A 26941-nucleotide genomic window follows, 5' to 3' on the forward strand; every position below is an offset into this window, starting at 1 on the left:
TGGTCATCATCGGCCGGCTGCGCCGCGACCCCGACACCCAGGCCTACTTCCACCGACGCACCAGCGAACACAAGACCCGCGCCGAAACCATCCGATGCCTCAAACGCCACCTCGCCCGCACCATCTATCGAAACCTCAAAACCGACCTCATGACCCCTTGACGATCTATAGGACCGTCGCGATGAGCGTGGGGCCGCGGGGTCAGAGCAGGCCGCGGCGGCGGGCGATCGCGGCGGCCTCCTGCCGGTTCGCGGCACCGAGCTTGGCGAGCACGTTGGACACGTGCACGCTGACGGTTTTGGTCGCTATGAACAGCTGCTTGCCGATCTCGCCGTTGGAGCGGCCCTGCGCCACCAGCGCGAGGATCTCCCGCTCCCTGGGAGTGAGCACGTCGGCGCTGGCCGGCCGGTCCGCGGCAAGCTGCGCCAGCAGCGGGCGTACGCCCAACCGTTCGGCCACCGCCCGGGCCTGCTCGGCCAGCTCGCGGGCCGCGGCCGACCCGGGATCGCGGGCCCGCAGCACCTCGGCGTACCGGGCCCGGCAGCGGGCCAGCTCCAGCACCTCACCGTCCCGGTCGAAGGCAGCGCAGGCCGCCGCCCAGGCCGCATCCAGCTCCTCGGCGTCGACGTCGGCACCGGTGGCCAGTTCCAACCGGAGGGCCTCGGCCCGGGTCCGCAGCAACCACGCCCGGGCCTCCGGCCCGACCAGGTCCCGGCCCGCACCACCGCGTTCGAAGGAGGCCTCCGAACCGGTCACCAGGGTTTCGCCGAACCGCCGCAACTGCTGGCCGCGGCGCCGCAACCGGTCCCACTCCCCGCTCGGTGCGGTGGCCGCCGCATCGGCCAGCAGCCCGAGCAGGACCGCGCTGAACCGGATGCCGACCAACGAATGCCCGCCCCACAAGCGATTCAGGGTGTCCAGTGCGTCGGTGTAGAGGTTCTCGGCGGCATCGAGGCGCCCCTCGCGCGCGAACAACTCCATCCCGGGCTGGGCGGTGAGCACCACCAGCAGGCTTTCCGCGCTCCACCACTGCCGCAACCGGGACAGCTCGGCCGGCGTACCCTCCCCGGCCGCGACCCGCAGGCCGAAGGGCACCGCCTCCAGCAGCGCCCTGGCCGGTTGCGGGGGCGGGTCACCGGTCACCGCGACCCGGCGGCGCGCACCCGGCCAGTCGCCCAGTTGGGCGGCGACGAGCGCACCGAGCAGAGCACAGTCCAGCGCCCACGGTGCCCAGACGCGCCGCATCCGGTGGGCCGCGCGGATGCCGGCGTCGAAGTGCCGCAGCGCGGCCGCCAGATCGCCGACGCGCTGTTCCAGTGAACCCAGTTGGTGCCAGGCCCGGATCTGGGCCGGCTGGTCGGTGCCGTCCAGCTCCGCGGCGAGTTCGGTGAGCCGGGCCCGCTGCTCGGCCACGTCGGCACCGGCCTCATAGGCGCGGGCGAGGATGGCGCGCAGCTCCCCCGCCTCGCGTGGCAGACCGACCTCGTCGGTGAGCGCAAGGGCCTCCTCACCGAGCTGCAACGCCTCGGCGTACCGGCGGGCGTCGACCAGGGCCTGCACCCGGGAGCGCAGCACCCACAACCGCAGCTGGTCCCGCTCCGGGCCGAGCAGGCCGACGGCCTCCTCGGTGAGCCCGAGCGCGTCGATCTCCTGTTCGGTGGCGCGGGCGTCCATCACCAGATCCGCGATCAGATGGGCCCGATGCACCGGGTCGAAGGGCGCACTCGGATCCTCGAGCCGCTCCCGGCGCAGCTGCACCGCACGATTCGGGTCGCCGGACTGGCTGGCCGCGGTCGCGGCCCGCAGCGTGGTCCAGTCGCGTCGCTCGTCGTCGGCGGCCAGCAGACCGAGGGCGCGCTCGAACCGGCGCAGGCCCTCTTGCGGCGCCCCGAGCCGCATCGCGTCCTCACCGGCCTCGAGGTTGGCGGTGATCGCGGTCGCCAGATCACCGGCCGCGGCGGCATGCCGGGCCAGCGCGGCGGCCCCGCCGAGACCCGGATCGGTGCGCAGCGCATCGGCGTAGCGGCGGTGCGCCCGTCGCCGCTCCCCGGGCAACTGGTCGGCGTACTCGGTCTCGGCGATCAGCGCATGCCGAAAGGAGTAACCGTCGGCGGTGGTCTCCAGCAGGTGGTGCGATACCGCGGCACGCAGGGCCTCATCGAGCTCGTCGTCAGTCAGGTCGCTGACGGCGGCGAGCAGGTCGTGGCTGACCTGGCGGCCGGCGACGGCGGCGAGCCGCACCACCTCGCGGGCGCGCGGTTCGAGCTGGTCGACGCGGACTCGCAGCACCCGGGCCAGGTCGGCACCGACGGGTTCACCCAGCCCGGCGGCCATCGTCAGTTCCTCGGCGAAGAAGGCGTTTCCCTCCGCCCGCTCGATCACCGCGGCCACCTCGTCCTCGGCCAGATCGCCGCGCACCGAGCCGACGATCCGGCGCACCTCGGCTGCCGGCAGCGGACCGAGGTCGAGCCGCTGGGCGAGCCGGGACCAGTGCGCGATCGTACGCCCCAGCGGGTGGCCGGGATGCAGGTCGTCGCTGCGGTAGGAGAGCACCATCGACACCGGTTCGGCGAACCCGCGGGTGAGCAGCAGGGTGAACAGGTCGCGGGAGGAATCGTCGATCCAGTGCACGTCCTCGATCACCAGCAGCACCGGTTGCCGGTGACCCAGTCGGCCGAGCAGGGCGTGTACGCCCTCGGCGAGCCGGGCCGGTTCGGTGGCGGTGTCGGCACCGCCACCGGCGGCCAGCTCGGCCAGCCGCGGGTGGGTCTCGGCGACCTCGGCGAACACCTCCGGCGCGGCTCGTTGGACCCGGGTGACGACCTCGGTGACCGGCAGATAGGGCAGCTCCTGACCGCCCTGACCGAGACAGTGCCCGATCAGCACCAGCCGGCCCTGGGCGCCTGCCCGCGCGGTCAGCTCGCGCAGCAGCCTGGTCTTGCCGATCCCGGCATCACCGGAGAGCAGCACGCTGATCGCGGCCTCGGGATCGAGGGACTGCTGCAACCAGGCGAGTTCGTCGTCGCGTCCGACGATGGCGCTGGCAGCAGGCATGGGTTGATTATTGCGGGCCGCGGTGACAGCAGCGATCGGATTCCGCGGTGGGCGGAGTGCGCGCCTGCGGTCGGCACCGGACACCAAAAAACTCCGCCCAGATCAGCTCTGTGACGGAGTCGGTTGGCGGAGGCGGCGGGATTTGAACCCGCGATGGGGTTTAAGCCCCAAACCCGCTTAGCAGGCGGGCGCCATAGACCGGACTAGGCGACGCCTCCACGGCCACCGGCGATGGTGACCGAGGAGAACGTTACTTGGTCGCACGCCCCGCGAGCAATCTGGATGACGGCCACCGGGCCCGGTGCAAGCCTCCAGCACTGGTCGAGATCTGCCCCGGTGGGATTTGGGCCCGCGGCAGGCACCCCCGGTACGCTGCGTGCTGGCCGACGAGAGAAGGATCCCCCACGTGAGCACCCCTGGCAGCCGCAGCGAGGCGTCCGCGGGCTCCACCGCGTACGTTCCCGGCGGCACCACCCATGCGTTTCGACGCAGTGCCCTGTGGACCGCGATCGGCACCTATCTGCCCGGTCTCGGACTGGCCAGAGCCGGTCGTCGGCGTACCGGGGCGATCATTCTCGGTGTCTTCCTGGCGGTCATCGCCGGCCTGCTGATCTGGGCCCTGGTCGACAGCCGCTCGCTGCTCACCCTGGCCATCAACACCGCCTTCCTGAAGACGATGGTGATCGTGCTGCCGCTGCTCGCGCTCGTCTGGGCCGGTGTCGTGGTGGTCACCCATCTGCTGCTCCGACCGCGCCGGTTGACCAACCTGCAGCGCGGTCTGGGTGCCGGCCTGGTCGGGGTGCTCTGCTTCACCGTGACCGCACCGATGGCGGTCGCCGCGCGCTACTCGTTCGACCAGAGCCAACTCGTCGACACCATCTTCCGCCGCGGCGACAGCATCCGCTCCGGCACCGCACCCGGCCTGGACACCGTCGATCCGTGGCGGAACAAGCCGCGGGTCAACCTGCTGCTGCTCGGCGGCGACGCGGGCAAGGACCGCACCGGCACGCGTACCGACACCGTCATCGTCGCCAGCATCGACACCCGCACCGGTGACACGGTGCTGATCTCGCTGCCCCGGAACACCGCCCGGATGCCGTTCCCGGCCAACTCCCCGCTCAGCCAGTACTATCCCGACGGCTTCACCAGCGGCGACGCCGACGACCAGGAGTTCATGTTGAACTCCATCTACGACAATGTTCCGCAGAACGTCCCCGCCGACGTCCTCGGACCGACCGACGATCTCGGTGCCGATGCGCTCAAGCTGTCGGTCGGTGAGGCCACCGGGCTGAAGATCGACTACTACGTGCTGGTCCAGCTCGAGGGCTTCCACAAGCTGGTGGACGCCCTCGGCGGGGTCACGGTCAACATCAACACCTGGATCGCGATCGGCGGTCAGACCGACCTCGGCATCAAACCGAAGGGTGCGCTGCGGCCCGGCCCGAACCAGCACCTGAACGGCGATCAGGCGCTCTGGTACGCCCGGGGGCGCTACGGTTCGGACGACTTCCAGCGGATGGATCGCCAGCGCTGCGTCATCGATGCGGTGATCAAGCAGGCCAATCCGGCGAACATGCTGACCCGCTACGAGGCGGTGGCCCGGCAGAGCAAGGACATCGTGAAGACCGACATGCCGCAGGAGATCCTGCCGGCGATGGTCGACCTGTCGCTGCGGGTGAAGAACGGCGGGAAGACCCGCAGCATCGTGCTCAAACACGGCCAGGACGGCTTCTTGTCGAACCGGCCCGACTTCGAGCTGATCAGGCAGCGGGTCGCCACCGCCACCAAGCCGCGACCGGCGCCCACCACACCGCCGCCGGCCCCGCAGACCCAGGCCCCGGGGGCGCCCGCGCCGCAGCCGCCGGCCTCCCAGGCACCCCGGACCGAGGCCCCCGTCACCCAGGCACCGACCACTCAGGCGCCCGCCAGCCAGACGCCGTCGCGGCGGGCGAGCACCCCGGCTCAGGGCTCGGGTTCGGCGACTACGCCGAGCGCCGCGCCCAGCACCGCGACCGCGCCCGCGGAGGACCTGTCGGATTCCTGCGCGTACAAACCGGAGATCGCGGAACAGCAACCGCCCGTCCCACCGTGGGAGCAGTGATGAGCGATCCGTCGCAGAACCGTGAAGTCAGCGTGCATGTCCTCCGCCCCGCCCCGCCCATCCGCGCCTTCGGGCTGGCCTCGGTGTTCACCGTGCTCGGCGCGGTGCTCTTGGTGACCGCGTACGCCCAGGGCTGGTCGACGGTGTTGAAGGTGCTCTTCGGGATCGTCCTGGTGCTCGGGCTGGCCCTGCTCGGCGCGGCGATCGCCACGGTGGTCCGGATGCGCGTCCGCGCCGAACTCACCCCGACCGGTTACAGCTTCCGCACCCCGGCCGGCGTACGCCACGGCACCTGGGCCGACACCGCGAAGGTGAGCACCTCCGAATCCGGCCACCGGCTCAGCTTCGTCGACAACGACGACCGGGTGCAGCACGTGATCTCCCCGGTCGGCGGCGAGTCCCCGGAGATGTCCGCACTGACCGCGGAGATCGTCGCACGGCTGGAATCCAGCCGGGACTGACGTGGCGGCGAGAGTGGGATTCGAACCCACGGAACGGTCGCCCGCTCGGCCGCTTTCAAGGCGGCTGCACTAGTCCACTATGCGATCTCGCCAGCACCCCGATCGGGGCGCAGCGGCCATGGTACCGACTGGGGCCGATGACCGCTGTCGGATCGGGCATCTAAGGTGTGGTCCATGGTCGATGCGGACGTTCCCGAGCAGATGAAAGCGGTCGTCGCCGAGGGGTCCGGTGAGCCGGATGTGTTGCGGGTGACCGAGGTCCCCACACCGCGGCCGAAGCCCGGTCAGGTGCTGATCAAGGTGATCGCCGCCGGGGTCAACCGGGCCGATGTGATGCAGCGCCGCGGCTTCTATCCGCCGCCGCCCGGTGAGTCCGAGGTGATCGGGCTCGAGGTCTCCGGCAGCATCGCCCAGGTCACCGACGGGGTCGAGGGCTGGCAGGTCGGCGACGAGTGCCTGGCGCTGCTCGCCGGCGGCGGGTACGCCGAATACGTCGCCGTCGACGCCGGCCAGGTGGTGCCGCTGCCGCCCGGGGTGGACGCGGCGACCGCGGCCGGGGTGCTCGAGGTCGCCGCGACCGTGCAGTCCAATGCCGAGATCGCCCACCTCTCCCCCGGTGACGCCTATCTGGTGCACGGCGGCGCCGGCGGGATCGGCAGCTTCGCGATCCAGTACGCCAAGGCGCTCGGTTGCACCGTGTTCACCACCGCCGGATCCGCGGAGAAGCTGGCATACTGCCGCGACCTCGGCGCCGACCACGCGATCGACTACCACGACGACTGGGTGGCCGCGGTTCGCGATGCCGGCGGGGTCGACGTGATCCTGGACAACATGGGTGCCAAATATCTCGAGTCGAATCTGGCCGCGCTGCGCCCCGACGGCCGACTGACCGTGATCGGGTTGATGGGTGGCCGCAAGGCCGAGCTGAACCTCGGTGAGCTGCTGGCCAAGCGGGGTTCGGTGGCCGCCACCTCGCTGCGCTCCCGGCCGGCCGAGCAGAAGGCGGCGATCTGCGCCGGGGTCGTCGAGCGGATCTGGCCGATGTTCGCCGACGGGCAGATCAAACCGGCACCGACGGAGGTGTTCCCGCTCGCCGACGTCGTCGCCGCGCACGAATACTTCGACTCGGGTGAGCACCGCGGCAAGATCGTGCTGACGGTCTGAGCGACGCGATGCCGACCACCGCCCGCCCCGAGGTGCTCGCCACCCTGCGGTTCATCACCGAGCACCAGAGCGAGCCGCTGACGCTCGCCGAGGTGGCGGATGCGGTCGGTTACAGCCCGTTCCATCTGGCGCGGCGGTTCAAGGCCGAGGTCGGCCTGGCGCCGATGCAGTGGCTGGCCGCGCAGCGCTTCCTGCGGGCCCGGCAGCTGCTGCTCGGCTCCGATGCCAGCGTCACCGACATCTGCATGGAGGTGGGCTTCTCCTCGTTGGGCACCTTCACCCGCCGGTTCACCGGTGAGGTGGGGTTGGGCCCGAGCGAGTTCCGCCGGTTGCCGGATCGGTTGCACGACGAGCCGGCGCGGTTCGCGCACGTGCCCGGGCTGGACCCCGCAGGCGGTCGACTCAGTGGCCGGATCCGGTTCACCGAGGCGGCGCGGGCCAGGGTCGGCCAGGATCCGGTGATCTACATCGGGTTGTTCGCCGAACGAGCGGCCCGTGGCCGACCGGTCTGCGGTTCGCATCTGCGCGGCACCGACGTCTTCGGTTTCACCGATATCCCGCCCGGGCAGTACTGGCTGCTCGCCTCCGCATACGCCGACGACGACCCCTTGCGCCCGCTCACCGATGCATGGCCGGTGGCCGGCGGCACCGGCGCCCCGGTACGGATCGGACGCGGGCTGACCAGCGGCCAGCAGGTGCTGATGGCCACGCCCGGGGAATGGGCCACCCCGATCACGGTCGCGCTGCCCGCGCTGACCGCCGAACGGACGGCTGCCCGGCCGCCGATCCCGCTGCCGGTGCCGATGCATCACGGTGTCTGGCGGCCCCGATGATCAGGAGGATTCGATGAGGGTGGGCGTCTGCATCCTGCCGGAGTACGCCTGGGTGGAGGCCGCGCCGCGCTGGCGGGCGGTCGAGGAGCTGGGGTTCGACCACGGGTGGACCTATGACCATCTGGTCTGGAGCGGTCTGCCCGACGCTCCCTGGCACAGCACGGTGGTGACACTGACCGCGGCGGCCACCGTCACCGACCGGATCCCGCTGGGCACCTGGGTCGCCTCCCCGAACTTCCGGCATCCGGTGCCCTTCGCCCGCGACCTGGTCAGCCTGACCGACGTCGCCGGGCCGGGCCGGGTGATCTGCGCGATCGGCTCCGGCGGCGACACCGACGCCGAGCTGCTCGGCGAGCAGCTCAGCCGCGGTGAGCGGACCCGGCGCTTCGGAGAGTTCGTCGGGCTGCTGCGCCGTGCCCTGGTGGAGGATCCGTTGAACTACTCCGGCCCGCGCTACACGGTGCACGGTTATCGCAACCTCGCCGGGGCCGCCGCCGAGCCGCCGCGGGTGGTCGTCGCCGCCACCGGCCCGCGCGGGATGCGGCTCGCGATCGAACAGGGCGACGGCTGGGCCACCACCGGCATCGGCGGGGATGACAACGAGGCCTGGTGGCAGGGCGTACGCCAGCTCACCGAGGCCCTGGCCGAGGCCGGCGGCCGATCACTGGATCGCTATCTGAGCATCGACGCCGGGCCCGAGTTCTCCTTGCAGAGCAAGGAATTCTGCCTCGATCAGCTGGGCCGCGCCGCCGAGCTCGGCTTCACCGACGTGGTGCTGCACTGGCCGCGACCCACCGACCCCTACCGCGGATCGGAGCAGGTCCTCGAGGCCGTCGCCGCCGAGCTCCCCCGGTTGCACTGACGTCCCGATCGTCCCCCTCACCCACCCGCCCGAACGATGCACCTTTGATGCCCGTGAGGCATCAAGGATTCGTTTGGTACCGGGTGAGCATCAAGGATTCGTTTGATGCCCGGTGAGCATCAAGGATCCGTTTGATGCCCGGTGAGCATCAAGGATCCGTTTGATGCCCGGTGAGCATCAAGGATCCGTTTGATGCCCGGTGAGCATCAAGGATCCGTTTGATGCCCGGTGAGCATCACGAAATTCTTTGATACCTCCTTGGCATCAGAACCGGACCGGTTGGCACCCGTCCATTGGGGGCGAAGAACTCGTTAGCGGCCGTCGGACACCGCAGCTAGCCTCACTCGGGTGAGGAGATATGCCGAGGTCTGGGCGATCCCGGTGGTACGCCAGGTGCTGCTGCTGGGCGCGCTCTGCCGCATCCCGATGTTCGGGGCCTCGGTGCTGCTCACCCTGCATGTGGTGCAACGTCTCGACCCGCGCTACACCGCCGCGGGCGTGATCGCGATGGCCGCCACGCTGGCCATCGGGATCGCCGGCCCCTGGCGCGGCCGGATGCTCGATCGGTTCGGGCTGCGGCGTACCCTGCTGCCCTCGCTGATCGTGATGCCGATCTGCTGGGTGATCGCGCCGTGGGTCGGCTACTGGCCGCTGCTGGTGCTGGTCGTCATCTCCGGGCTGTTCACGGTGCCGGCGTTCTCGATGGTCCGGCAGGCGCTCGCCGGCGCCACCTCCGGGCCGCAGCGCAACACCGCGATGGCATTGGACTCGGTGATCGCCGAGATCTGTTTCATGATCGGTCCCGCGGCCGGCGTCTTCGCGGGCACCCAGTGGGGCACCACCTGGACGTTGATGATCTTCCAACTCTGCCTGGTGCTCGGTGGTGTGGTGATGTTCTGGGTGAACCCGCCGCTGCGCTCGGAGGGCGAGGACACCGACACCGAGCAGGCCCCGCCGAGCCGCTGGGTGACGCCGGCGGTGCTGGCGATCTTCGCCGCCACCGTGGCCACCATCGTCGCGGTCACCGCGACCGACCTCGGCGTGGTCGCCGGGCTGCGCGAACTCGGCGCGCAGTGGGTGATCGGCCCGGCGATGGCGGTCTGGGGGCTGGGCTCGGCCATCGGCGGACTGTTCTACGGCGCGATCAGCCACCGGGTGCCGACCTGGGTGCCCGTGTTCGGCCTCGGCGTCACCACCGCCCTGATCGCGCTGGCCACCGATCCCTGGTCGATGACGTTGCTGCTGCTGCTCGCCGGCGTCTTCTGCGCGCCCGCCTTCGTGGCCACCACCACCGCGCTCTCGGTGCTCGTCCCGGCCCGCTTCCGCGGTGAGGCATTCGGCTGGCACGGTTCCATGATCACCGCCGGTGGTGCGCTGACCGCCCCGACGATCGGGCTGGCGATCGACAAGGCCGGTTGGCCGGCCGGCTTCGTGGCCGGCGGGGTCGTCGCGGTGATCATCGCGCTGGCCTGGCCGCTGGTCCGCCGGGTGCATCGGCGCCGCGCGCACCCGGTGTCCGAACCGGTCGGTTGAGCCCCTCCTATGCTGGCCCGGTGCTGATCCTGCTGCCCCCCTCGGAGTCCAAGACCCCGGCCCGTCGCGGCCGCCCGATGGACTGGGATTCGCTGAGCTTCCCCGCGCTCACCTGGGCCCGGCAACAGGTCGCCGATGCGCTCGCCGAGCTCGGCGACTCCGCGGCAGCGGCCCGCGCGATCGGCGTACCGGAAGGAAAAGCGGACGAACTGTCCCGCAATCTCGAACTGGAGACCGCGTCGGCCAGCAAGGCCGCTGACCTCTACACCGGTGTGCTCTTCGACGCGCTCGATCTGGCCGGCATGGACACCGCCGAACGCCGCCGGGCCCAGCAGCGGGTGCTGATCTTCTCCGCCCTCTACGGGGTGGTACGCCTCGGCGATCGGATCGCGCCCTACCGGTTGTCGATGGGCGCCAACCTGCCCGGAATCGGGAGGCTGTCGAGCTTCTGGGCCGAGCAGCTGGACGGTGTGCTGAGTTCGGGCGGTTGGTTCGTCGACTGCCGCTCGGCGGCCTATGTCGCCGCCTGGCGGCCGCCGGCCGAGCGCTGGGTGCAGGTGTCGGTCCGCGGCGCCAGCCACAACGCCAAGCACAATCGCGGGGTGTTCGCCCGGTTGCTCTGCCAGAGCCAGCCGGCCCCGCGCAGCCTCGACCAGGTGCTCGACGTGGCCAGCGGACGCTGGGGCCGCGATGTGGCCGTCGAGGGCGGGGGCCCGCATCGCCTCGAGATCCCCGCGACCTAGACTCTGCCCATGAGCGAACAGCGTCCGGAGCAGGCCAATCAGGGATCCGAGCAGGGCGAGCGCGGGCGGGTGGTCGCCGGGCAGACCGACGACGGCCGGGTCTATGTGGTCTCGCCCCAGGCGATGGCCGTCGAATCGGCCGAGCCCGACCAGGACCGCGAATCGGTCACCGACATGGTGTCCCAGCCGGACAAGGTGATGCGGATCGCCACGATGACCCAGAAACTGCTCGACGAGATCAAGGCCGCGCCGCTGGACGACCCGTCCCGCAAGCGGATCTCCGAGGCGTACGGCACCTCGATCGAGGAGCTCAAGTCTGGCCTGGATCCGAAGCTGGCCGCCGAGTTGGAGCGGATCACCGAGCCGATCGCCGAGGGTTCGACCCCCTCCGATGCCGAACTGCGGATCGCCCAGGCCCAGCTCGTGGGCTGGCTGGAGGGGTTGTTCCAGGGCATCCAGACCGCGATCTTCGCCCAGCAGATGGCCGCCCGCGCCCAGTTGGAGCAGATGCGCCGGGCGCTGCCGCCCGGGGCCGGACCGATGCCGGGCCAGCCCGGCCAGCCCGGCCAGCCGGGTCAGCCCGGGCACGACCCGAATCAGCCGGGTAGCGGCGGCTCCGGCATGTACCTCTGAGTGCCCGATCCCGTCCCGATCGCCGTCGCGGCGCTCATCCGAGACGGCCGCGTCCTGCTGGCGCACCGGCACCCGCCTGGGTGGGTGGGCCGGTCAACCTCGCACCCGATGAACATGATGATCTGCGGTGGTTCGCACCCGCCGAACTGGCCGGGCTGACGCTCGCCGACCCCGCCGCGTTGCCGGATCTGATGAGAGTGCTCCCCGGCTGGAACGCCCCGACTCCATCGCCTGTCGAGTAGCACTCCCAGCAAGCATTTCAACGCTCAACGAAGCGCTGACCCGCACTGCTGCGGGGGTGCTGAGCCGAACTACTCCCGGACCCTGGGTACCCGTACCTAGATTTGCTTGTGCGAACTACTCAGCCCAACTCTGGTAGCGCTGCCTACGGATCCGCCTTTACCCCCGATTTCGTTTTGCGAAGATTGTGGTGCGGATAAGAAACCGCACATCGGGGGAATCCGAGGGGAACCACGGACCCAACTCTGAGCGTCGGTCTCACCGACAAGGCACGGAAAAGGATTGGGGAAGAAAGATGGCCAGCAACGTGATCGAGCAGAGCACCAAGCAGCGGGGTTGCCTGGACAACGCCGACCTCTTCCAGCACCGCCTGCTGGAGGAGCCGCCCACCGCCTCGGCACCCGCCGACGAGCGCCGCCAACACCTGATGATGACGCGCAAGGCCGAGAATCTGTGCATCGAGTGCCCGATCATGACCCAGTGCCTCTACAACGCCGTGGTCCGCTACGACGTCGCGGGCTTCGTCGCCGGTACCACCGTGCGGCAGCGCCACGAGATCCGCGCCCGGCTCGGCATCACCGTCACCCCGGAGGACTTCGACACCCTGGCCGGGGTCACCGCTCGGCATCGCCAGGTCGACCACGACGAGGTCGTCCGGCTGCGCAACGCCAACCCGCACGAGAGCCTGGAGACCCTGGCCCACCGCCTCGGCTGCTCGCTGTCGACCGTCAAGCGGCACCTGCGCCGGCACCGCCACGAGGCCGCCAGCAAGGCCCCGGCGCCGAAGAAGCACACCCCGACGATGACCGAGGTGCTGACCGCCTACCGCGAGGTCACCCGCGGCATCCCGGCCCGCCGCGCCGCCTGAGCGCACGCCGGCCCGCGGCACCACAAGACGAACGGACCCCGTCGACGCGACCCGTCGGCGGGGTTCTGCAATTCCCACGCCGACCCCTTGAAGTTGTCAGGGGTTATGCACAGTTCCGGTGTCGGAAACTGTGCGATCCCCCGCACGCGTTCAGACGCGCCGCGCCCAGGGCTCAGAACCAGCGGGCCAGTTCGGCCGGCGTACCGCCGTCGTCGAAGAGGCCGGTGACGGCATCGGCGGCCTGCTGGACCTCACCGGGGGCATCGCCCAGAGCGACCCCGCGACCGGCCCATTGCAGCATCTCGATGTCGTTGCGGCCGTCGCCCATCGCCAGCACGTCGGCGCGGTCCACGCCGAGCCGGTCGCAGACCTCGGCGAGCCCGGTCGCCTTGTGCACGCCCTCGGGGGCGATGTCCAGCCACGCCGAGTAGCCGATGAAGTAGCTCACCCCGTGCAGGCCGAGCTGTTCGGCCAGCGCGATGAAGTCCTCATCGGAGCTGCCGGGATCGCGGATGATCACCCGGGTGACCGGTTCGCGTCGCAACTGCTCGGCGCTCTCCACGGTGATCTCACCGTCCAGGTCGCCGGCCGGGAACTGGGCGGAGACGCGGTAGCCGTGGCCGACCACCTCGGTGGCGATCAGCGCATCCGGTGCGAACCGGGTGACCTTGTCGATCACATCGGCCGGGTCGAAGGTGACCTGCCGGATCACCTCACTCGGCGGGTACTCCACCACCACCGCCCCGTTGGAGCTCACCGCGTACCCGGGCGGGAGACCGAGCGCATCGAAGACCGGGCGGGTGGCGTGCCAGCTCCGGCCGGTGGAGAGCACCACCGGTACACCGGCCGCCAGCACCCGCTGCACCGCATCCCGGACCGGATCCGGCAACCGGCCGGCGTGGTCGACGACGGTGCCGTCGATGTCCAGTGCGACCAGCTTCGGGCGCCAGCCGTCCTGCTGCACCTGCTCAGCCACCGGTCAGCCCGCCACCGGCACGAGCGCTTCGCGGCCGCCGAAATAGGGCCGCAGCGCCTCGGGCAGGCGTACCGACCCATCGGCCTGCTGGTGGTTCTCCAGCACCATGATGATCATCCGGGTCATCGCGCAGAGCGTCCCGTTCACCGTCGCGGTGGGCCGGACCCCGTCGGCGAACCGGCCGCGGATCTGCAGCCGGCGGGCCTGGTAGTCGGTGGCGTTCGAGGTCGAGGTGATCTCCCGGTACCGCTGCTGGGTCGGCAGCCAGGCCTCGCAGTCGAACTTGCGGGCCGCCGACAGGCCGAGGTCACCGGAGGCGACGTCGATGATCCGGAACGGCAACTCGAGCGAGGTGATGAAGTCGCGCTCGTAGTCGAGCAGCTTCTGGTGCCAGGCCTCGGCGTCGGCGAGATCGCAGTGCACGAACATCTCGACCTTGTCGAACCAGTGCACCCGGAAGATGCCGCGGGTGTCCTTGCCGTAGGAGCCGGCCTCGCGGCGGAAGCACGGCGAATAGCCGACGTAGCGGCGCGGCAGGGTGTCGGCGTCCAGGATCTCATCGGCGTGGTACGCCGCCAGCGCCACCTCCGAGGTGCCGACCAGATAGAGATCGTCGGCCTCCAGGTGGTAGACGTCCTCACCCGCGCCCTGCCCGAGATACCCGGTGCCGTCCATCGAGCTGGGGCGTACCAGCGCCGGCGGGATGATCGGGGTGAAGCCCCACTCGGTGGCCTTGGCCATCGCATGGTTGAGCAGCGCCAGCTCCAGCTGCGCGCCCTGCCCGGTGAGGAAGTAGAAGCGCGAACCCGACACCTTGGCGCCACGTTCCATGTCGATCGCGCCGAGCAGCTCACCGAGCTCCAGGTGGTCCTTCGGTGTGATGCCCTCGCTCGCGAAGTCCCGCGGCGTACCGTGCTCCTCGAGCACCACGAAGTCGTCCTCGCCGCCACGCGGCACCTCGTCGAAGACCAGGTTGGGCAGCGACTTCAACAGCTCGTCGAAGCGTACGCCGGCGGCGTCGGCCTCGGCCTGCGCGGCCTTGACCTGGGCGGCGAGCTCCTTGGTCTGCGCGAGCAGCTGCTGTTTCTCCTCGCCCTGGGCCTTCGCGACCTGCTTGCCCATCCCCTTCTGCTCGGCACGCAGCTTCTCGAAGGCGGCGATCGAGGCACGCCGGGTCTCGTCGGCGGCCAGCAGTTCGTCGACCGGGGCGGGGGATTCGCCGCGGGCCTCCAGGCTCCGCCGGACGCGGTCGGGGTCGGTACGCAACAGCCGGGGATCAATCACCGGGACAGCCTAGCGTTCAGCGGCCGCCCGCCTGCCGGATATCTCGGTGACGCCGGACCAGGCCTCCTCGACGATCTCCCGCATCGCCCGCTCCGCGGTGCCGGCATCGCCCGCGGCGACGGCGCGCGCCACCTCGACATGCAGCCGACGGGCGGCGACGGTGGGTTCGGGTGGCATCAGCTCGTAGTGGTGCCGGGCGGTGAGCACCTCGGTGACGATGCCGGACAGGGCCATCATCAGCGGGTTGGCCGAGGCCTGCAGCAGCGTGCTGTGGAAGCGGACGTCGTGGTCGAGGTAGCTGTCCAGATCACCGTTGGCCACCTCCATCGCCGTCGCACTGTCGACCAGTTCGCTGCGTTGGTCGGCACTCGCCCGCTCGGCGGCCAGCGCGGCCGCGACCGGTTCGACCCCGCGCCGCAGCTGGCTGATCGCCTGCAACTGGTCCAACCGGTAGGGCCCGGCCAGTTGGTGCTGCAGGACGAACGGCGAGAGCGCGTTCCACTCGGTGGCCGGCAGCACGCGGACCCCGACCCGGCGCCGGCTGGTCACCAGGTTGTGCGACTCCAGCACCTTGACCGCCTCGCGGACCACGGTCCGGGAGACGCCGAACTCGGTACCCAGCAGCTCCAACCGCAGCACCTCACCGGCCTCCAGCTCCCCGTTGATGATCCGGGCGCCGAGGACGCCGGCGATCTGCTCGGTGAGCGGCGTGGGCGACATGGTCAGGATTCTAGGGCCCGTACGGGGCTACAATCGCCAAAAGTATTATCAATGCCGGCCCTGCGGTCGGCACCGTCACGATCGGACACCTGCGATGACCGCACCCCAGAGCGCGCCCCTGGCCGTGGTGATGGGGGTGTCCGGCTGCGGCAAGAGCACCATCGGGGCGCTGCTGGCCGAACGCCTGGCGGTGCCGTTCGCCGACGCCGACGCCTTCCACCCCGCCGCCAACATCGCCAAGATGTCGGCCGGGATCCCGCTCGACGACGCCGACCGGCGGCCCTGGCTGGCCAGCATCGGCGAGTGGCTGGCCGAGCACCGCGCCCGGGGCGCGGTGATGGCCTGCTCGGCGCTGAAGCGTACCTATCGCGACCAGATCCGCACCCCGGCACCGGGCACCGTCTTCCTCCATCTGGACGGCCCGTTCGAGGTGGCGCTGACGCGGGTGCAGTCCCGGCCGGGGCACTTCATGCCGGCCTCGCTGCTGCGTTCCCAGTACGCCGACCTGCAACCGCTGGAATCCGACGAGGCCGGGACGACGGCAGACTTCGCCCGCCCGGCCGATGCGCTGGTCGGCGAGTTCACCGCCTGGTTGGACCACGCTCGCTGAGCGAGCGCCGACACCTCGAAGCCACCCCTAGACTGCTGCCACCATGGCCCGCAGACCGCCCAGTCCGACCGCGTCGGTGACGCTCGTCGTGCTCACCCTCGCCTTCCTGGGCTGGACCCTGCTGGTCCTCTCCGGGGCGCTGACCGGATTCGACCGCTCCACCACCTATGCCGGGCTGACGCACAACTCCCCGGCCGCGCAGATCTTCGAGGCGATCGCCCTGGTCAGCTGGCCGGGCGTGCTGTACGCCGTGCTCGCCGGGCTGGCGCTGTGGGCGTACCAGCGTCGGCTGCGCAACCTGGCCGGCGCGATCGCCCTGTCCATCCCGCTGGGGTGGGGCAGCCAGGTCGTGCTGAAGCTGCTCATCGCGCGGCCGCGACCGGAGACCCCGCTGGATGTGATCACCGGGACCGGGTACGCCTATCCCTCGGGGCATCTGGTGGCGGCCACGGTGACGGTGATCATGATCGGTGCGGCCGTGGTGGTGACCCGGCAGTCGTTCACCCGACGGTTGGCGTCCCGGGTCGTCGGTGGGTCAGCCATCGTGCTCGTCGCCATCGACCGGTGGGCGATGAACGCGCACTGGATCTCCGACCTGGTCGGCGGGTTGCTGCTCGGGGCGCTGGTCTCCGCGCTGTCGCTGGTCGCGGCCGGGGTCCGGGTGCTGCCGAGCAATCCGCTCGAGCTGGCACGGCCCCGGATGCGGGCCGAGGCCGTGCCGGAGGGTGAGGAGAAGCGCTGTGCGGTGATCTTCAATCCGACGAAGGTGCTGGACATCACCACCTTCCGCCGGCATGTGGAGTACGAGGCGAGGCGGCGGGGCTGGGATTCCCTGCTCTGGTTGGAAACCAGCAGCCATGACCCGGGATATGAGATGGCCCGGGTGGCGCTGTACCGGGAGGTCGACCTGGTGCTCGCGGTGGGTGGTGACGGCACCGTGCGGGCGGTCTGCGAGGTGCTCGCCGACAGTGATGTCGCGGTGGCGCTGATCCCTGCCGGGACAGGGAATCTGCTTGCCCGGAACCTGGAGATCCCGCTGGATGAGTCGGAGGCGCTGCGGGTCGCCTTCCTGGGTCGGCGGGAGCGGATCGACCTGGTCCGGTTGACCACCGACCGGGGCCTGGCGTCGGAACAGCAGCACGTCTTCGGGGTGATGGCCGGGATCGGTATCGACGCGGCGATCATGGACCGCACCGACAAGGAACTGAAGCGCGCGGTCGGGACGGCGGCGTACTTCATCGCCGCGGCACAGAATGCCAACCATCCCCCGTTGCCGGTGAGCATCCGGGTGGATGACGACGAGTGGTTCAAGCGGAAGGCGTCGGTGCTGCTGATCGGCAATGTCGGGGTGCTCACCAACAACATCCGGATCATCCCGGATGCCTCCGCCACCGACGGCCAGCTCGATCTGCTGGTCGCCTCCCCGCGGACCGCGGCCGACTGGGTACGCCTGACCACCAAGGTGCTGACCCGCGCCCGCGGTACCGACCGGCGGATGGACCTGCTGAAGGGCCGCCGGGTCGAGGTCCGTGCGGAGCGCAGCGACGCCTACCAGGTCGACGGCGACACCGAGGGCCGCTGCCGCACCCTGGAGGCCGAGGTGATGCCCAGCGCCCTCACCATCCTGCTCCCCTGACGCCCCCACCCCCGCTCATCGAGTAGGTCGGCATGCGGAGCGCAGCGGAGAAATGCCGACCGTGTCGAGATGAGCCCCGTACGCCGGTTGAGCGAGCGAGGTACGAGCGAGTCGAAACCCGCCGCACCAGTGAGCCTGCGGGCAGGGTGAGCGGCGTACGGGTTCATCTCGACACGCCAGCCATTGCTCCGCTTCGCTTCGCATGGCTGGCTACTCGATGAACGTCAGGGGTTGGTCAGCTCAGCCAGCCACTCGTTGGCGGCGCGGTAGTCGCCGTCGGTGTGGCCGCGGTCGACGGCGGGGCGGACCTTGTCGGCGCGCGGGTAGGAGCCCAGGAAGACGACCTCCCGACTGGTCCGCTTGATGCCCTTCAGGGCACCGGCGACGCGTTCGTCGGCGAGATGGCCGTGGGCGTCGATGGAGAAGCTGTACGCCCCCCGCACGAGTCGGCTGGGGCGGGACTCGATCCGCGACAGGTTCACCCCGCGGGAGGCGAACTGTTCCAGCATCCGCATCAGCGACCCGGAGTCGTCATCGTTGAGGAAGACCACCACAGTGGTCTTGTCGGCGCTGGTCCGCTCCGGTGGCGGCCCGGGCCGGGTGACCAGCACGAAGCGGGTCACCGCATCGGCATTGTCGGCGATCTCGGTGGCCAGCGCGGTCAACCGGTTGGCCTCCCCCGCCACCGCCGCACAGACCGTCGCGTCGAAACCGGATTCCGGATCGGCGACGGTGACCGCACCGGCGGCGGTGCTGCCCTCGGTGACGATCTGCACATCCGGCAGATGGGTGGTCAGCCACTGCCGGACCTGGGCGATCGCATGCGGATGGCTGACCACCCGGTGCACCTCGCTCAGCTTCGTACCCGGCCGTGCGTACAGATTGAACTGCACCGGCAGCAGCACCTCGCTGACGATCCGCAGCGGCCTGCCGTAGGTCAGGTCGTCCAGGGTCGCCGACACCCCGCCCTCGACGGAGTTCTCGATCGGCACCAGGGCCGCGGCGATCTCACCGGCCCGGACCGCCTCCAGCGCCAGCAGCACCGACGGATAGGGCACCGGGTCCGGCGGAGCGTCCGGAATGCTGAGCAGGGCCTGGTGGCAGAACGTGTTGGCCGGCCCCAGATAGCCGTACCTCTCCTCCGCTGACATGGCGGTCACGCTAACAGCGCGGGCCGCCGCACCCGGTTCAGCCCACCAGCCGGATCGTGGCCTGCGATGCGGTCAGCGAATCCCGCACCTCTGCCGGTGCGTTGGTCGGTACCAGGGTCAGCCAGACCCCCATTCCCGACGCCCGCCCGTTCTGCCAGGGCAGCACCAGCATGGTGACCTCCTCGGCGACCAGCTCGGGATCGGGGCTCTGGTAGCGCACCTCGGCGGTGACCCGGGTCGCCCCGGGCAGCCCCGGCCACGGCTCGATCCGCGGCGAGCTCCACTCCAGCGGCACCGAGGCGGTCAGCTTCACCCGCATCTGCTCATAGGTGCGCCGGGCGGTCGCCGCCGAGTCCCCGGGCACCACGAGCGTCGGATCGAGATAGCCGAGCACCTGCTGCGCGGACTGCTTCTCATCGGACCGCTGCTGGGCGGAGGCGATCCAGCAGTGCTGGTACAGCCCGGACACCTGCTGCACCGACAGATCCGGGGAGGCGACCTCGGCCAGCGTCATCTCCAACCGCTCCCCGAGAATCACCGTCCGGTCCCGGAACCCCCAGGCCGCAGCCGTCCGCTGCGGCGTACCCAGCGAGGACGGGGTCGGCGCCTCCGGCACCGCCTGCGGCAGCGATCGCCCATAGATCGAGAGCGCGGTCAGCCCGAGCAGCAGCGAGGTGAGCACCAGCACCGCGAGCAGCCACCGGGCCGAGCGCGGCCGACGCAGCTCCGCCCGCGGCAGCACCGAAGGAGCCGGCCCGCGCGGCGACGGGGCGTAGGGGGTGTCGGCCAGCCAGGCCGTCCAGGCGCGGCCGTCCCACCAGCGGTACGCCGGTTCCGGGTCGGGATCGTCGAGTTCGCGCGGGTCGGGATACCAGCCGGGCCGGGGCGGCGGGTCGGGGCGCGGGCCCAGCTCCGGATCGAGATCCTGACCTACGCGTACCGGCATCGTGACCTCAGCTGTTGGCCCGGGCCGGTTCGTCGGTCTCGTCGCTGACGTGCGGGGACTTCGTGTGGCTGCCGACCTTGAGACCGTGCTCGTGCCACCAGAGCACCACCATCACGATCACACCGATCGCTGCGGAGGTGGAGAAGATCTCGCGGAGCCGCTGGTTCGCCGCCGACATCAGCGGCGGGTAGGCGATCACCCGGCCGAGCACGTACGCCAGGTTCAGCACGGTGACCCGGAAGAGCCCGATCAGGTCGAGCTTGGTGGCCCCGATCAGCGCCATCGGCAGGAAGTAGATCAGGTCGTACCAGGCCAGCGAATACGAGGAGGTGATCACCCAGCCGGCGGCCAGCCAGACGCTGGTGCGGATCGCGACGGCCAGCGGATCCCGCTCCGGGCCGACCCCCTTCGGCGCCCCGGGCAGCGCCCGCCAGGGCAGCACCCGCGACAGCATCCAGCACAGCAGCACCGCCGAACCCCAGGACAGCACGCTGACGATCGAGGCGACCACATCGCCGTCCAGGAACGGCTCGAGGAGCCGGCGTACCGGATGGATCCAGGACGAGCCGGCGACGTAGGAGGCGTTCTTCGACGCCAGTTCCAGCGCCCGCGGATAGAGGAAGATGTAGACGATCACGTTCGGGATGGCCGCGCCGAGCACCGAGAGGAAGAGTTTCTTGATCTCCCGCCGGTACGCCCAGGCCATCGCCAGGCCGTAGATGCCGACCGTCGCCTTGCCGGTGCAGGCGATGCCGATCAGCAGGCCGGTCAGGAACGGGTGGCGCCGGATGAACAGGAACGCGGCCATCGCGAAGAAGATCGAGATGCCCTCGTTGTGGGCGCCGGTGACGACCGCCCAGATCATCGCCGGGGAGGCCAGCGTCCACAGGATCGCGCGGCGCTGCAGATAGGGGTTGCCGCGCGCGATCCAGATGATCACCGAGCAGGCGCCGATGAAGCCGAGGGCGCAGAAGAGCTGCAGCCAGAAGACGATGTCGTGCAGGTTGTCCCCGCCGAGCACGTTCGCGAAGTAGTTGAGCCAGTGCAGCAGCGGGCCGTAGACCTCGACGGTGTCCTGCCAGGGTCGCTCGGTCCAGCGCAGCACCGGGTCATAGAACTGCCGGAACACCTCCGCCGGGGAGGTCACATAGGGATCGAAGCCGAGCTTCGCCAACCGGCCGTAGGCGGCGTACATCAACGTGTCGGCCGAGGTCTGCGGCGGGGTGAGGATCGTCAGCAGGTTCAGCAGGACGCCGCCGATGTAGAGGTTGCGGACCCGGGGCGCCCAGCCGACGGCCAGTGCGCGCAACCCGATCCAGGTGCCGGCCACACCCATCAGCACGATCACATAACCCAGGAACGCGACCAGCCACGGGTTCGGCTCCAGCATCCCCGGCAGGTACCAGGAGGGCATCAGCGTCTCCCGGGGACCCAGGGTGAGGGTGGTCACCGAGGGGCCGAGGAAGCCGACGAACATCGTCAGCACCGTCGAGCCGGCGATCAGCAGCAGGGCCAGCCGGGGGCTACGGTGCCAGGGGGTGTCGGCGGGGGCCTCGGCCAGCTGGCGCACCGCCGCCCAGAACCGCTTCGGCACCGATGCGCGGGTCGGTGAGGAGCCAGCTGGTTCCTCACCGGGGGGCGCGCTGGGTGTGTCGACGGTCCGGGTCACGGGCGCAAGGTTATCCGTTCTCGCCCATTACGCACCTTTTCCGGCGCCGCGCATGCCGTACGCTCGCGCGCATGGTCGACTCCACCCTCACCAGCATCCCGGACAGCACTCCCGCCGCGGCCCCCGGCGTACGCTCCGAGGTCGGCCCGCTGCAGACCGTGCTGCTGCACCGGCCCGGCAACGAGTTGCGCCGGCTCACCCCGCGCAACAACGACGACCTGCTCTTCGACGCGATCCCGTGGGTGGACCGCGCCCAGGAAGAACACGACGCGTTCGCCGAGCTGCTCACCGGCCGCGGTGTCGAGGTGCTGCGGTTGACCGATCTGCTCACCGAGACCTGGACCGATCCCGAGGCCCGCCGGTGGGCGATCGCGATGACCTGCGACGACCTGCACATGGGCGCGCAGCTGCAGCGCTACCTGACCGAACGGCTCGCCGACCTCTCCCCCGCCGAGCTGACCGAGATCCTGGTCGCCGGGCTGCGCAACGACGAGGTCACCGGGGTGCGCACCCTGGTCACCGCGCTGAAGCAGCCGGAGGAGTTCGTGATCAACCCGCTGCCGAACCTGCTGTTCACCCGGGACTCCTCCACCTGGGTCGGCGACCGGCCGGTGGTGACCTCGCTGGCGATGCCGGCGCGGGCGCGGGAGACCCGGTTGACCGGGCTGCTCTATGACTTCCATCCGCGGTTCGCCGGGCTGCGCGATGGTGGCATCTCGCCCTTGCACGGTTGGGATTCGGAGCATCTGGAGGGTGGCGACGTGCTGGCGCTGGCCGAGGGTGTGCTGGCCGTCGGCGTCGGTGAGCGGACCAGCCCGGCCGGGGTGGAGCGGTTGGCCCGGGCGGTCTTCGAGCTGGGTCTGATCCGGCGGATCGTGGTGGTACCGATCGATCAGCGGCGGGCCACCATGCACCTGGACACCATCTGCACGATGGTCGACACCGACACCCTGCTGATGTATCCGAACGTCGCCGACACCTTGACCGCCCTGGAGGTACGCCCCGGTGAGGCCGGTGATCTGGTGGTCGGCGAACCGGGCCCGTTCCTCGAGATCGCCGCGGCCGCGATGGGCATCGATCGGTTGCACCTGATCGACACCGGGCTGGATCCGGTGACCGCGGAGCGCGAGCAGTGGGACGACGGCAACAACACCCTGGCGCTGGCGCCGCGGGTCGCGGTGGCCTACGAACGCAATACCGAGACCAATGCCCGGCTCGAGGACGCCGGCATCGAGGTGCTGCGGATCGCCGGGTCCGAGCTGGGCTCGGGCCGGGGCGGCCCGCGCTGCATGTCCTGCCCGATCGTGCGCACCGACCTGGGCAACGCCGGCTGAGCGAATGGGACCCCAGCTGCGGAACACTGAACCCATGTGGTCGCGTACCGAATCCATCGAACTCGCCCTCCCGATCGATGCCGTCCGGGCGGTCCTCGACGATCCCGAACGACTGCCCGAGTGGCACCACTTCTTCGCCACGGTGCAGTTGGTCGACCACGTGCACGGCCACTACCGCCCGCGCGGCTGGGCGAACCAGGTGCATGCCCGGACCGCCGGCGCGTTCCGGATCGAGCGCGGTGACCGCGCCCTGGAGCTGGAGCAGCCACAACCGGCCGGCGGCATGCATCGGTTCCGCTGGTCGCTGGAGCCGAGCGAGATCGGCTGCCGACTGACCCAGCAGGTCACCGTCACCGGGACCGCGGCTCCGCTGTTCTCCCGGTTGGCCGGTCGGCCCTCGGCGCAGCAGTTCGGGCTGGACGCGGTCCGGCTCCACCGGTTGGCCGGTGGCGAGGTGCACCCCGACGCCGCGCGGGTGGTGATCGCCGGCGGCAGTGGATTCCTGGGCCGGGCGCTGGCCGCCGATCTGGTCTGCCGCGGCCAGGAGGTGGTGCTGCTCACCCGCCGGATCTCCCCCGATACCGAACCGGGTGCCGGGCTGCCGTTCGCACAGCAGCGCTGGGACGCGCGCAGCGGTACCGGTGAGTGGACCCAGGTGTTCGACACCGGATCAACCGGCCGCCCACTGGATGTGGTGAACCTGGCCGGCAAGCTCGTCGACTGCCCACCGACCGCGGCCAATGTCGCCGCGCTGCGGGATTCGCGGGTCGACGCCACCCGGGCCCTGGTCACCGCGACCAGGGAGCATCGGGTGCGGCACTGGTTGCAGGCCTCCACCACCGCGATCTGGTCCGATGCCGGGGATGCCCGGCTCGACGAGTCCAGCCCGTTGCCGACCGGTGAGGCGGCGCTGCCGCAGATGACCGGGGTGGCCGCACCGTGGGAGCGGGCCGCCGACGACGCGAACGCCGACCACCTGGTCTGGCTGCGCACCTCGATCGTGCTGGCCCAGGACTGCCCGGCCTTCGACCGGCTCGCCGGGCTCGCGGCGTTGGGCGCCGGTGGCACCGTCGGCGCCGGTGACCAGTGGTTCTCCTGGATCGAGCTGGACGACTGGTTGGCGATCGCCCGCTCCACGCTCGGCCTGGGCCCGGTCGACCTGCCGTCGGGGGTGGTGGTCGCCGCCACCCCGAATCCGGTCGGCAATGCCGAACTGATGCGGCTGCTGCGCGAGCGGCTGGCACCCGCCGGGCTGGGCATCCCGACCCCGGGACCGCTGCTGAAGGTGGGCGCGAAGGTGATCCGCACCGATCCGGCGCTCGCACTGACCGGTCGGCACGTCACCTCGACGGTGCTCGCCGAGGTAGGATTCCGGTTCGACCAACCCGAACTCGGCCCGGCCCTCGATGAGATCCTGAGCTGAGCAGAGCCCGCCAGCGGAGAGGAGACGGGAGTGCCCCGCGATCATCTGCGACGTGCCGTCCTCGACCTGCTGTGGGAATACCCCGACGGGCTGACCGCGGCCGAGGTGCAGCAGCTGCTGGCCGACCGGGAGCTGGCGCTCACCACGGTGATCACCGTGCTGGACCGGTTGCGCGCCGAGGGTGAGGTGGACCGCGAACGCCACGGCCGGGCGTACCGGCACCGCACCACCCGCAGCCGGGAGGAGACGGTCGCCAAGGTGATGCTGGAGGCGCTGCACACCGGTGGTGACTCGCATCGCGCGCTGTCGCGGTTCGTGGACAGTGTGAACCCGGCCGAGGCGAGCCTGCTCAGCACCGCGCTGCTGACCCGCTGCGCCTGTGGCCCGGAATGCGGCTGCCCCGCCGACTGCGCCTGCCGCGGTACCGGGGATCCGACCGCCTGCACCGCCCACCCCGGGACCGTTCACCACCACCACTGATCCGGCGTCAGCCGGGCTGCTCCTCCGGGGAGATCCGGACGACCGGTTTGATCACCTCACCGCGATGGCTGGCCGCGATGGCCTCCTCGAGCTGGTCGAAGTCGTAGTACTGGATCAACCTGTCGAACGGGAACCGGCCCTGGCGATACAGCTCGATCAGCGCCGGGATCAGCACGTGGGAGCGGCCCTCCCCGCCGAGTACGCCGACGATGCGCTTGCCGAAGACGGTGCTGAAGTGGTCGGTGGTGAAGGTGGCACCGGCCGGGGCGCCGCCGATCAGGATCGCGGTGCCACGCATGCCGACGGTGGCGATCGTCTGCTCCACCACCGAGATGATGCCGGTGCAGTCCAGGGCGAAGTCGGCCGGAGCGCCGAGCCGCTCCCGCACCGCCTCGCTCACCGATTCCACCCCGGTGGAGTTGATGGTGTCGGTGGCTCCGAACTGCCGGGCCAGCTCGAGCCGCGAGTCGTGCACGTCCACCGCGACGATCCGGGTCGCCGGGGTGTTGGTGGCGGCCATCACGGCGGCCAGACCGACCGCACCGGCACCGTAGACGACCAGGCTCGCACCGACCTGCGGGCGGGCGGTGTTGAGCACCGCGCCCGCGCCGGTGGCGATGCCGCAGGCCAACGGCCCGACGAGTTCCAGCGGAATCTCCTCGGGCACCCGGACCACCGCGTTGGCCTGCGCCAGCGAGTGGGTGGCGAACGAGGACTGGCCGAAGAAGTGGCCGGCCACCGGCGTACCGTCGGCGCGCCGGTAACCGCTCTGCCCAGCCTTCGGGCCGAGCAGCCGGTGCCCGCCGACCACCGCCTCACCGACCCGTTCGCAGTAGCGCGGTTGACCGGCCAGACAGTTCGCGCATCCGCCGCAGAACGGCCAGCCCAGCACCACCCGATCGCCGACGGCGACACTGTCGACCCCCGCCCCGACCGCGGTCACCACCCCGGCGCCCTCATGCCCCAGGACCCCCGGCAGGGGCATCGGCATGTTGCCGCGGCGGGTGTTCTCATCGGTGTGGCAGACCCCGCTCGCGACCACCCGCACCAGCACCTCACCCGGACCGGGATCATCCAGTTCGATGTCGCGGACGGTGAACGGGCCGTTGACCTCATCGACGAGGGCTGCGCTGATCTGCATGGGGCCCATGCTCGGCCCCTCGGCCCGCGGGGGCTTCGCTGTGCGCGCCATGGGCGTTGCCGTTGCGCGCCAGGACGCGGTTGTACGCTGCCCCGGTCGGGCAGCGGAGGGGGCAGCGATGGGCACCAATGACCCGATCCGCGACACCGAGGTCGCGAGTGACTGGCAGGCGACGATCGCGCAGGCGTTCGACGGCCTGCGCGCGCGCCCACTGGACGGCGACGACGGGCCGGTCACGGGTCGGCTGACCGGTCGCCGATTCGACGACGTCGGACTCTACGATCTGGCCAGCAGTGCGCAGACCGTGCACCGCTCGCCCGGTTCGGCCCGCCGGGCCGGCGTACACCTGTTGAAACTCTCGCTGTCGCTGCGGGGCCGCGCGATCGTCGATCAGGCCGAGACCCAGGTGGAGATCCGGCCCGGGGAGTTCGCGATCTATGACACCAGCCGGCCCTACTCGCTGACCGCGTTCGGGCCCTGGCACACGTTGGTGATGACGGTGCCGCGGGCGCTGCTGCCCATTCCCCAGCGCGAGTTCGACCGGTTGCGGTCCCGGCCGCACGACGCGACCCGCGGCGCCGGTGCCCTGCTGACCGGATACCTGCGGGCCGGCACCCAGCAGCCGGACCCGGGCACGGCGGCGGAGGGCACCCGGATCCGCGATGCCGGCCTGGCCCTGCTGGAGGGGGCCCTGGCGGGTGCGGTGACCACCGCGACCACGGATGCCAGGACCGCGATACGGGCGTTGGCCGTCCAGCAGATCCGTGCCCGACTGGCCGATCCGGAGCTCTCCCCCGCCTCCGTGGCCGCCGCGTGCCATCTCTCCGCCCGCAGTCTGCATCGTGCGTTCGAGGGCAGCGGCAGTACTGTGGCCGAGGAGATCCGGCGCTCGCGGTTGGACGCGATCCGCCGCGATCTGGAGAACCCGGTGCTGCGGCACACCACCATCGCGGGGCTGGCGGCCCGCTGGTGTGTCTGGAACCAGGCCTGGCTCTCCCGGGCGTTCAAGCGCGAGTACGGGGTCTCACCCTCCGACTACCGCGCGCAGCATGGGGCGCCCTGAGTTGCACACAGAGTTC

23 protein-coding genes and 2 tRNA genes are annotated in these 26941 nt (G+C 70.8%); 15 read left to right on the forward strand and 10 right to left on the reverse strand.

Features of this window, described 5'->3' with window-relative positions:
- Positions 1-201: 201 nt before the first annotated feature.
- Entirely contained in the window at positions 202-3054 is a 2853-nt protein-coding gene (locus BI335_RS10675; RefSeq protein WP_094430911.1) for a helix-turn-helix transcriptional regulator, read from the reverse strand.
- 124 nt (positions 3055-3178) lie between these two features.
- Positions 3179-3272, reverse strand: a tRNA-Ser gene (locus BI335_RS10680).
- Between the two features lie 188 nt (positions 3273-3460).
- Between BI335_RS10680 and BI335_RS10685 the strand changes: the two genes are divergently transcribed.
- Together BI335_RS10685 and BI335_RS10690 are read left to right on the forward strand one after the other, a co-directional pair.
- Positions 3461-5155 carry an LCP family protein gene (locus BI335_RS10685; RefSeq protein WP_094430912.1) on the forward strand — a complete coding sequence of 565 codons (1695 nt, stop codon included), beginning with the start codon at positions 3461-3463 and terminating at the stop codon, positions 5153-5155.
- Positions 5155-5616, forward strand: coding sequence for a hypothetical protein (locus BI335_RS10690; RefSeq protein WP_094403278.1), 462 nt, complete (start codon positions 5155-5157; stop codon positions 5614-5616). The genes BI335_RS10685 and BI335_RS10690 overlap by 1 nt, the downstream gene beginning before the upstream one ends.
- A gap of 2 nt (positions 5617-5618) precedes the next feature.
- Here BI335_RS10690 and BI335_RS10695 read toward each other — a convergent pair.
- Positions 5619-5708 (reverse strand) — tRNA-Ser (locus BI335_RS10695).
- A gap of 82 nt (positions 5709-5790) precedes the next feature.
- On the opposite strand from BI335_RS10695, the gene BI335_RS10700 reads away from it, so the two are divergent.
- The 7 genes from BI335_RS10700 to BI335_RS10730 all read left to right on the forward strand — a co-directional run bounded on the left by BI335_RS10700 (position 5791) and on the right by BI335_RS10730 (position 12492).
- Positions 5791-6780, forward strand: coding sequence for an NAD(P)H-quinone oxidoreductase (locus BI335_RS10700; RefSeq protein ID WP_229119547.1), 990 nt, complete (start codon positions 5791-5793; stop codon positions 6778-6780).
- Between the two features lie 8 nt (positions 6781-6788).
- Entirely contained in the window at positions 6789-7613 is an 825-nt protein-coding gene (locus tag BI335_RS10705) for a helix-turn-helix transcriptional regulator (RefSeq protein ID WP_094404936.1), read from the forward strand.
- A 13-nt stretch (positions 7614-7626) separates the two neighbouring features.
- Complete coding sequence (locus tag BI335_RS10710) at positions 7627-8475, forward strand: LLM class flavin-dependent oxidoreductase (RefSeq protein WP_094430939.1); 849 nt, start codon at positions 7627-7629, stop codon at positions 8473-8475.
- 348 nt (positions 8476-8823) lie between these two features.
- Positions 8824-10008, forward strand: coding sequence for an MFS transporter (locus BI335_RS10715; protein WP_144009111.1), 1185 nt, complete (start codon positions 8824-8826; stop codon positions 10006-10008).
- A 20-nt stretch (positions 10009-10028) separates the two neighbouring features.
- A complete protein-coding gene (locus BI335_RS10720; RefSeq protein ID WP_094430916.1) occupies positions 10029-10751 on the forward strand; it encodes a YaaA family protein in 723 nt (240 codons plus the stop codon).
- Between the two features lie 9 nt (positions 10752-10760).
- Complete coding sequence (locus BI335_RS10725; protein WP_094430918.1) at positions 10761-11384, forward strand: bacterial proteasome activator family protein; 624 nt, start codon at positions 10761-10763, stop codon at positions 11382-11384.
- Positions 11385-11919: 535 nt separating this feature from the next.
- On the forward strand, positions 11920-12492 hold the full coding sequence (locus BI335_RS10730) for a WhiB family transcriptional regulator (protein ID WP_094357715.1): 573 nt from the start codon (positions 11920-11922) through the stop codon (positions 12490-12492).
- Between the two features lie 172 nt (positions 12493-12664).
- Here BI335_RS10730 and BI335_RS10735 read toward each other — a convergent pair whose 3' ends face one another.
- The 3 genes from BI335_RS10735 to BI335_RS10745 are packed head-to-tail and all read right to left on the reverse strand — an operon-like array spanning position 12665 to position 15472.
- The gene (locus tag BI335_RS10735; protein WP_094357782.1) at positions 12665-13429 is read right to left on the reverse strand and encodes an HAD family hydrolase; all 765 of its coding nucleotides are present in this window, start codon (positions 13427-13429) and stop codon (positions 12665-12667) included.
- Positions 13430-13471: 42 nt separating this feature from the next.
- Positions 13472-14752, reverse strand: a complete 1281-nt coding sequence (gene serS / locus BI335_RS10740; protein WP_094430920.1) for a serine--tRNA ligase — start codon at positions 14750-14752, stop codon at positions 13472-13474.
- A gap of 9 nt (positions 14753-14761) precedes the next feature.
- Complete coding sequence (locus BI335_RS10745) at positions 14762-15472, reverse strand: FadR/GntR family transcriptional regulator (protein ID WP_094404931.1); 711 nt, start codon at positions 15470-15472, stop codon at positions 14762-14764.
- A 94-nt stretch (positions 15473-15566) separates the two neighbouring features.
- On the opposite strand from BI335_RS10745, the gene BI335_RS10750 reads away from it, so the two are divergent.
- Positions 15567-16082 (forward strand): gluconokinase, encoded by a 516-nt coding sequence (locus BI335_RS10750; protein ID WP_229119548.1) that lies wholly within the window; start codon positions 15567-15569, stop codon positions 16080-16082.
- 43 nt (positions 16083-16125) lie between these two features.
- A complete protein-coding gene (locus BI335_RS10755; RefSeq protein WP_094404930.1) occupies positions 16126-17718 on the forward strand; it encodes a bifunctional phosphatase PAP2/diacylglycerol kinase family protein in 1593 nt (530 codons plus the stop codon).
- A gap of 224 nt (positions 17719-17942) precedes the next feature.
- Here BI335_RS10755 and pheA read toward each other — a convergent pair whose 3' ends face one another.
- From pheA to BI335_RS10770, 3 genes are read right to left on the reverse strand one after another with little or no spacing between them, the layout of a single operon-like run.
- Positions 17943-18869, reverse strand: a complete 927-nt coding sequence (gene pheA / locus BI335_RS10760) for a prephenate dehydratase (RefSeq protein WP_094404985.1) — start codon at positions 18867-18869, stop codon at positions 17943-17945.
- Between the two features lie 37 nt (positions 18870-18906).
- A complete protein-coding gene (locus tag BI335_RS21405) occupies positions 18907-19815 on the reverse strand; it encodes a DUF2510 domain-containing protein (RefSeq protein WP_166646740.1) in 909 nt (302 codons plus the stop codon).
- A 7-nt stretch (positions 19816-19822) separates the two neighbouring features.
- On the reverse strand, positions 19823-21484 hold the full coding sequence (locus tag BI335_RS10770) for a hypothetical protein (RefSeq protein WP_133625949.1): 1662 nt from the start codon (positions 21482-21484) through the stop codon (positions 19823-19825).
- Positions 21485-21555: 71 nt separating this feature from the next.
- On the opposite strand from BI335_RS10770, the gene BI335_RS10775 reads away from it, so the two are divergent.
- Genes BI335_RS10775 through BI335_RS10785 form a run of 3 tightly spaced genes read left to right on the forward strand, consistent with a single transcriptional unit; the run spans position 21556 to position 24721 of the window.
- On the forward strand, positions 21556-22818 hold the full coding sequence (locus BI335_RS10775; RefSeq protein ID WP_094430922.1) for an arginine deiminase: 1263 nt from the start codon (positions 21556-21558) through the stop codon (positions 22816-22818).
- 34 nt (positions 22819-22852) lie between these two features.
- A complete protein-coding gene (locus BI335_RS10780; RefSeq protein WP_094430924.1) occupies positions 22853-24241 on the forward strand; it encodes a DUF1731 domain-containing protein in 1389 nt (462 codons plus the stop codon).
- Between the two features lie 30 nt (positions 24242-24271).
- On the forward strand, positions 24272-24721 hold the full coding sequence (locus BI335_RS10785; RefSeq protein WP_094357730.1) for a BlaI/MecI/CopY family transcriptional regulator: 450 nt from the start codon (positions 24272-24274) through the stop codon (positions 24719-24721).
- Positions 24722-24728: 7 nt separating this feature from the next.
- Here BI335_RS10785 and BI335_RS10790 read toward each other — a convergent pair whose 3' ends face one another.
- Positions 24729-25862 (reverse strand): NAD(P)-dependent alcohol dehydrogenase, encoded by a 1134-nt coding sequence (locus tag BI335_RS10790; protein WP_094357732.1) that lies wholly within the window; start codon positions 25860-25862, stop codon positions 24729-24731.
- Positions 25863-25980: 118 nt separating this feature from the next.
- Here BI335_RS10790 and BI335_RS10795 point away from each other — a divergent pair, with 118 nt between their 5' ends.
- Positions 25981-26925 carry an AraC-like ligand-binding domain-containing protein gene (locus tag BI335_RS10795; RefSeq protein ID WP_166646741.1) on the forward strand — a complete coding sequence of 315 codons (945 nt, stop codon included), beginning with the start codon at positions 25981-25983 and terminating at the stop codon, positions 26923-26925.
- Positions 26926-26941: the final 16 nt, after the last annotated feature.

Origin of the sequence: Enemella evansiae (genome assembly GCF_002250705.1) — a bacterium.
GTDB lineage: Bacteria > Actinomycetota > Actinomycetes > Propionibacteriales > Propionibacteriaceae > Enemella > Enemella evansiae.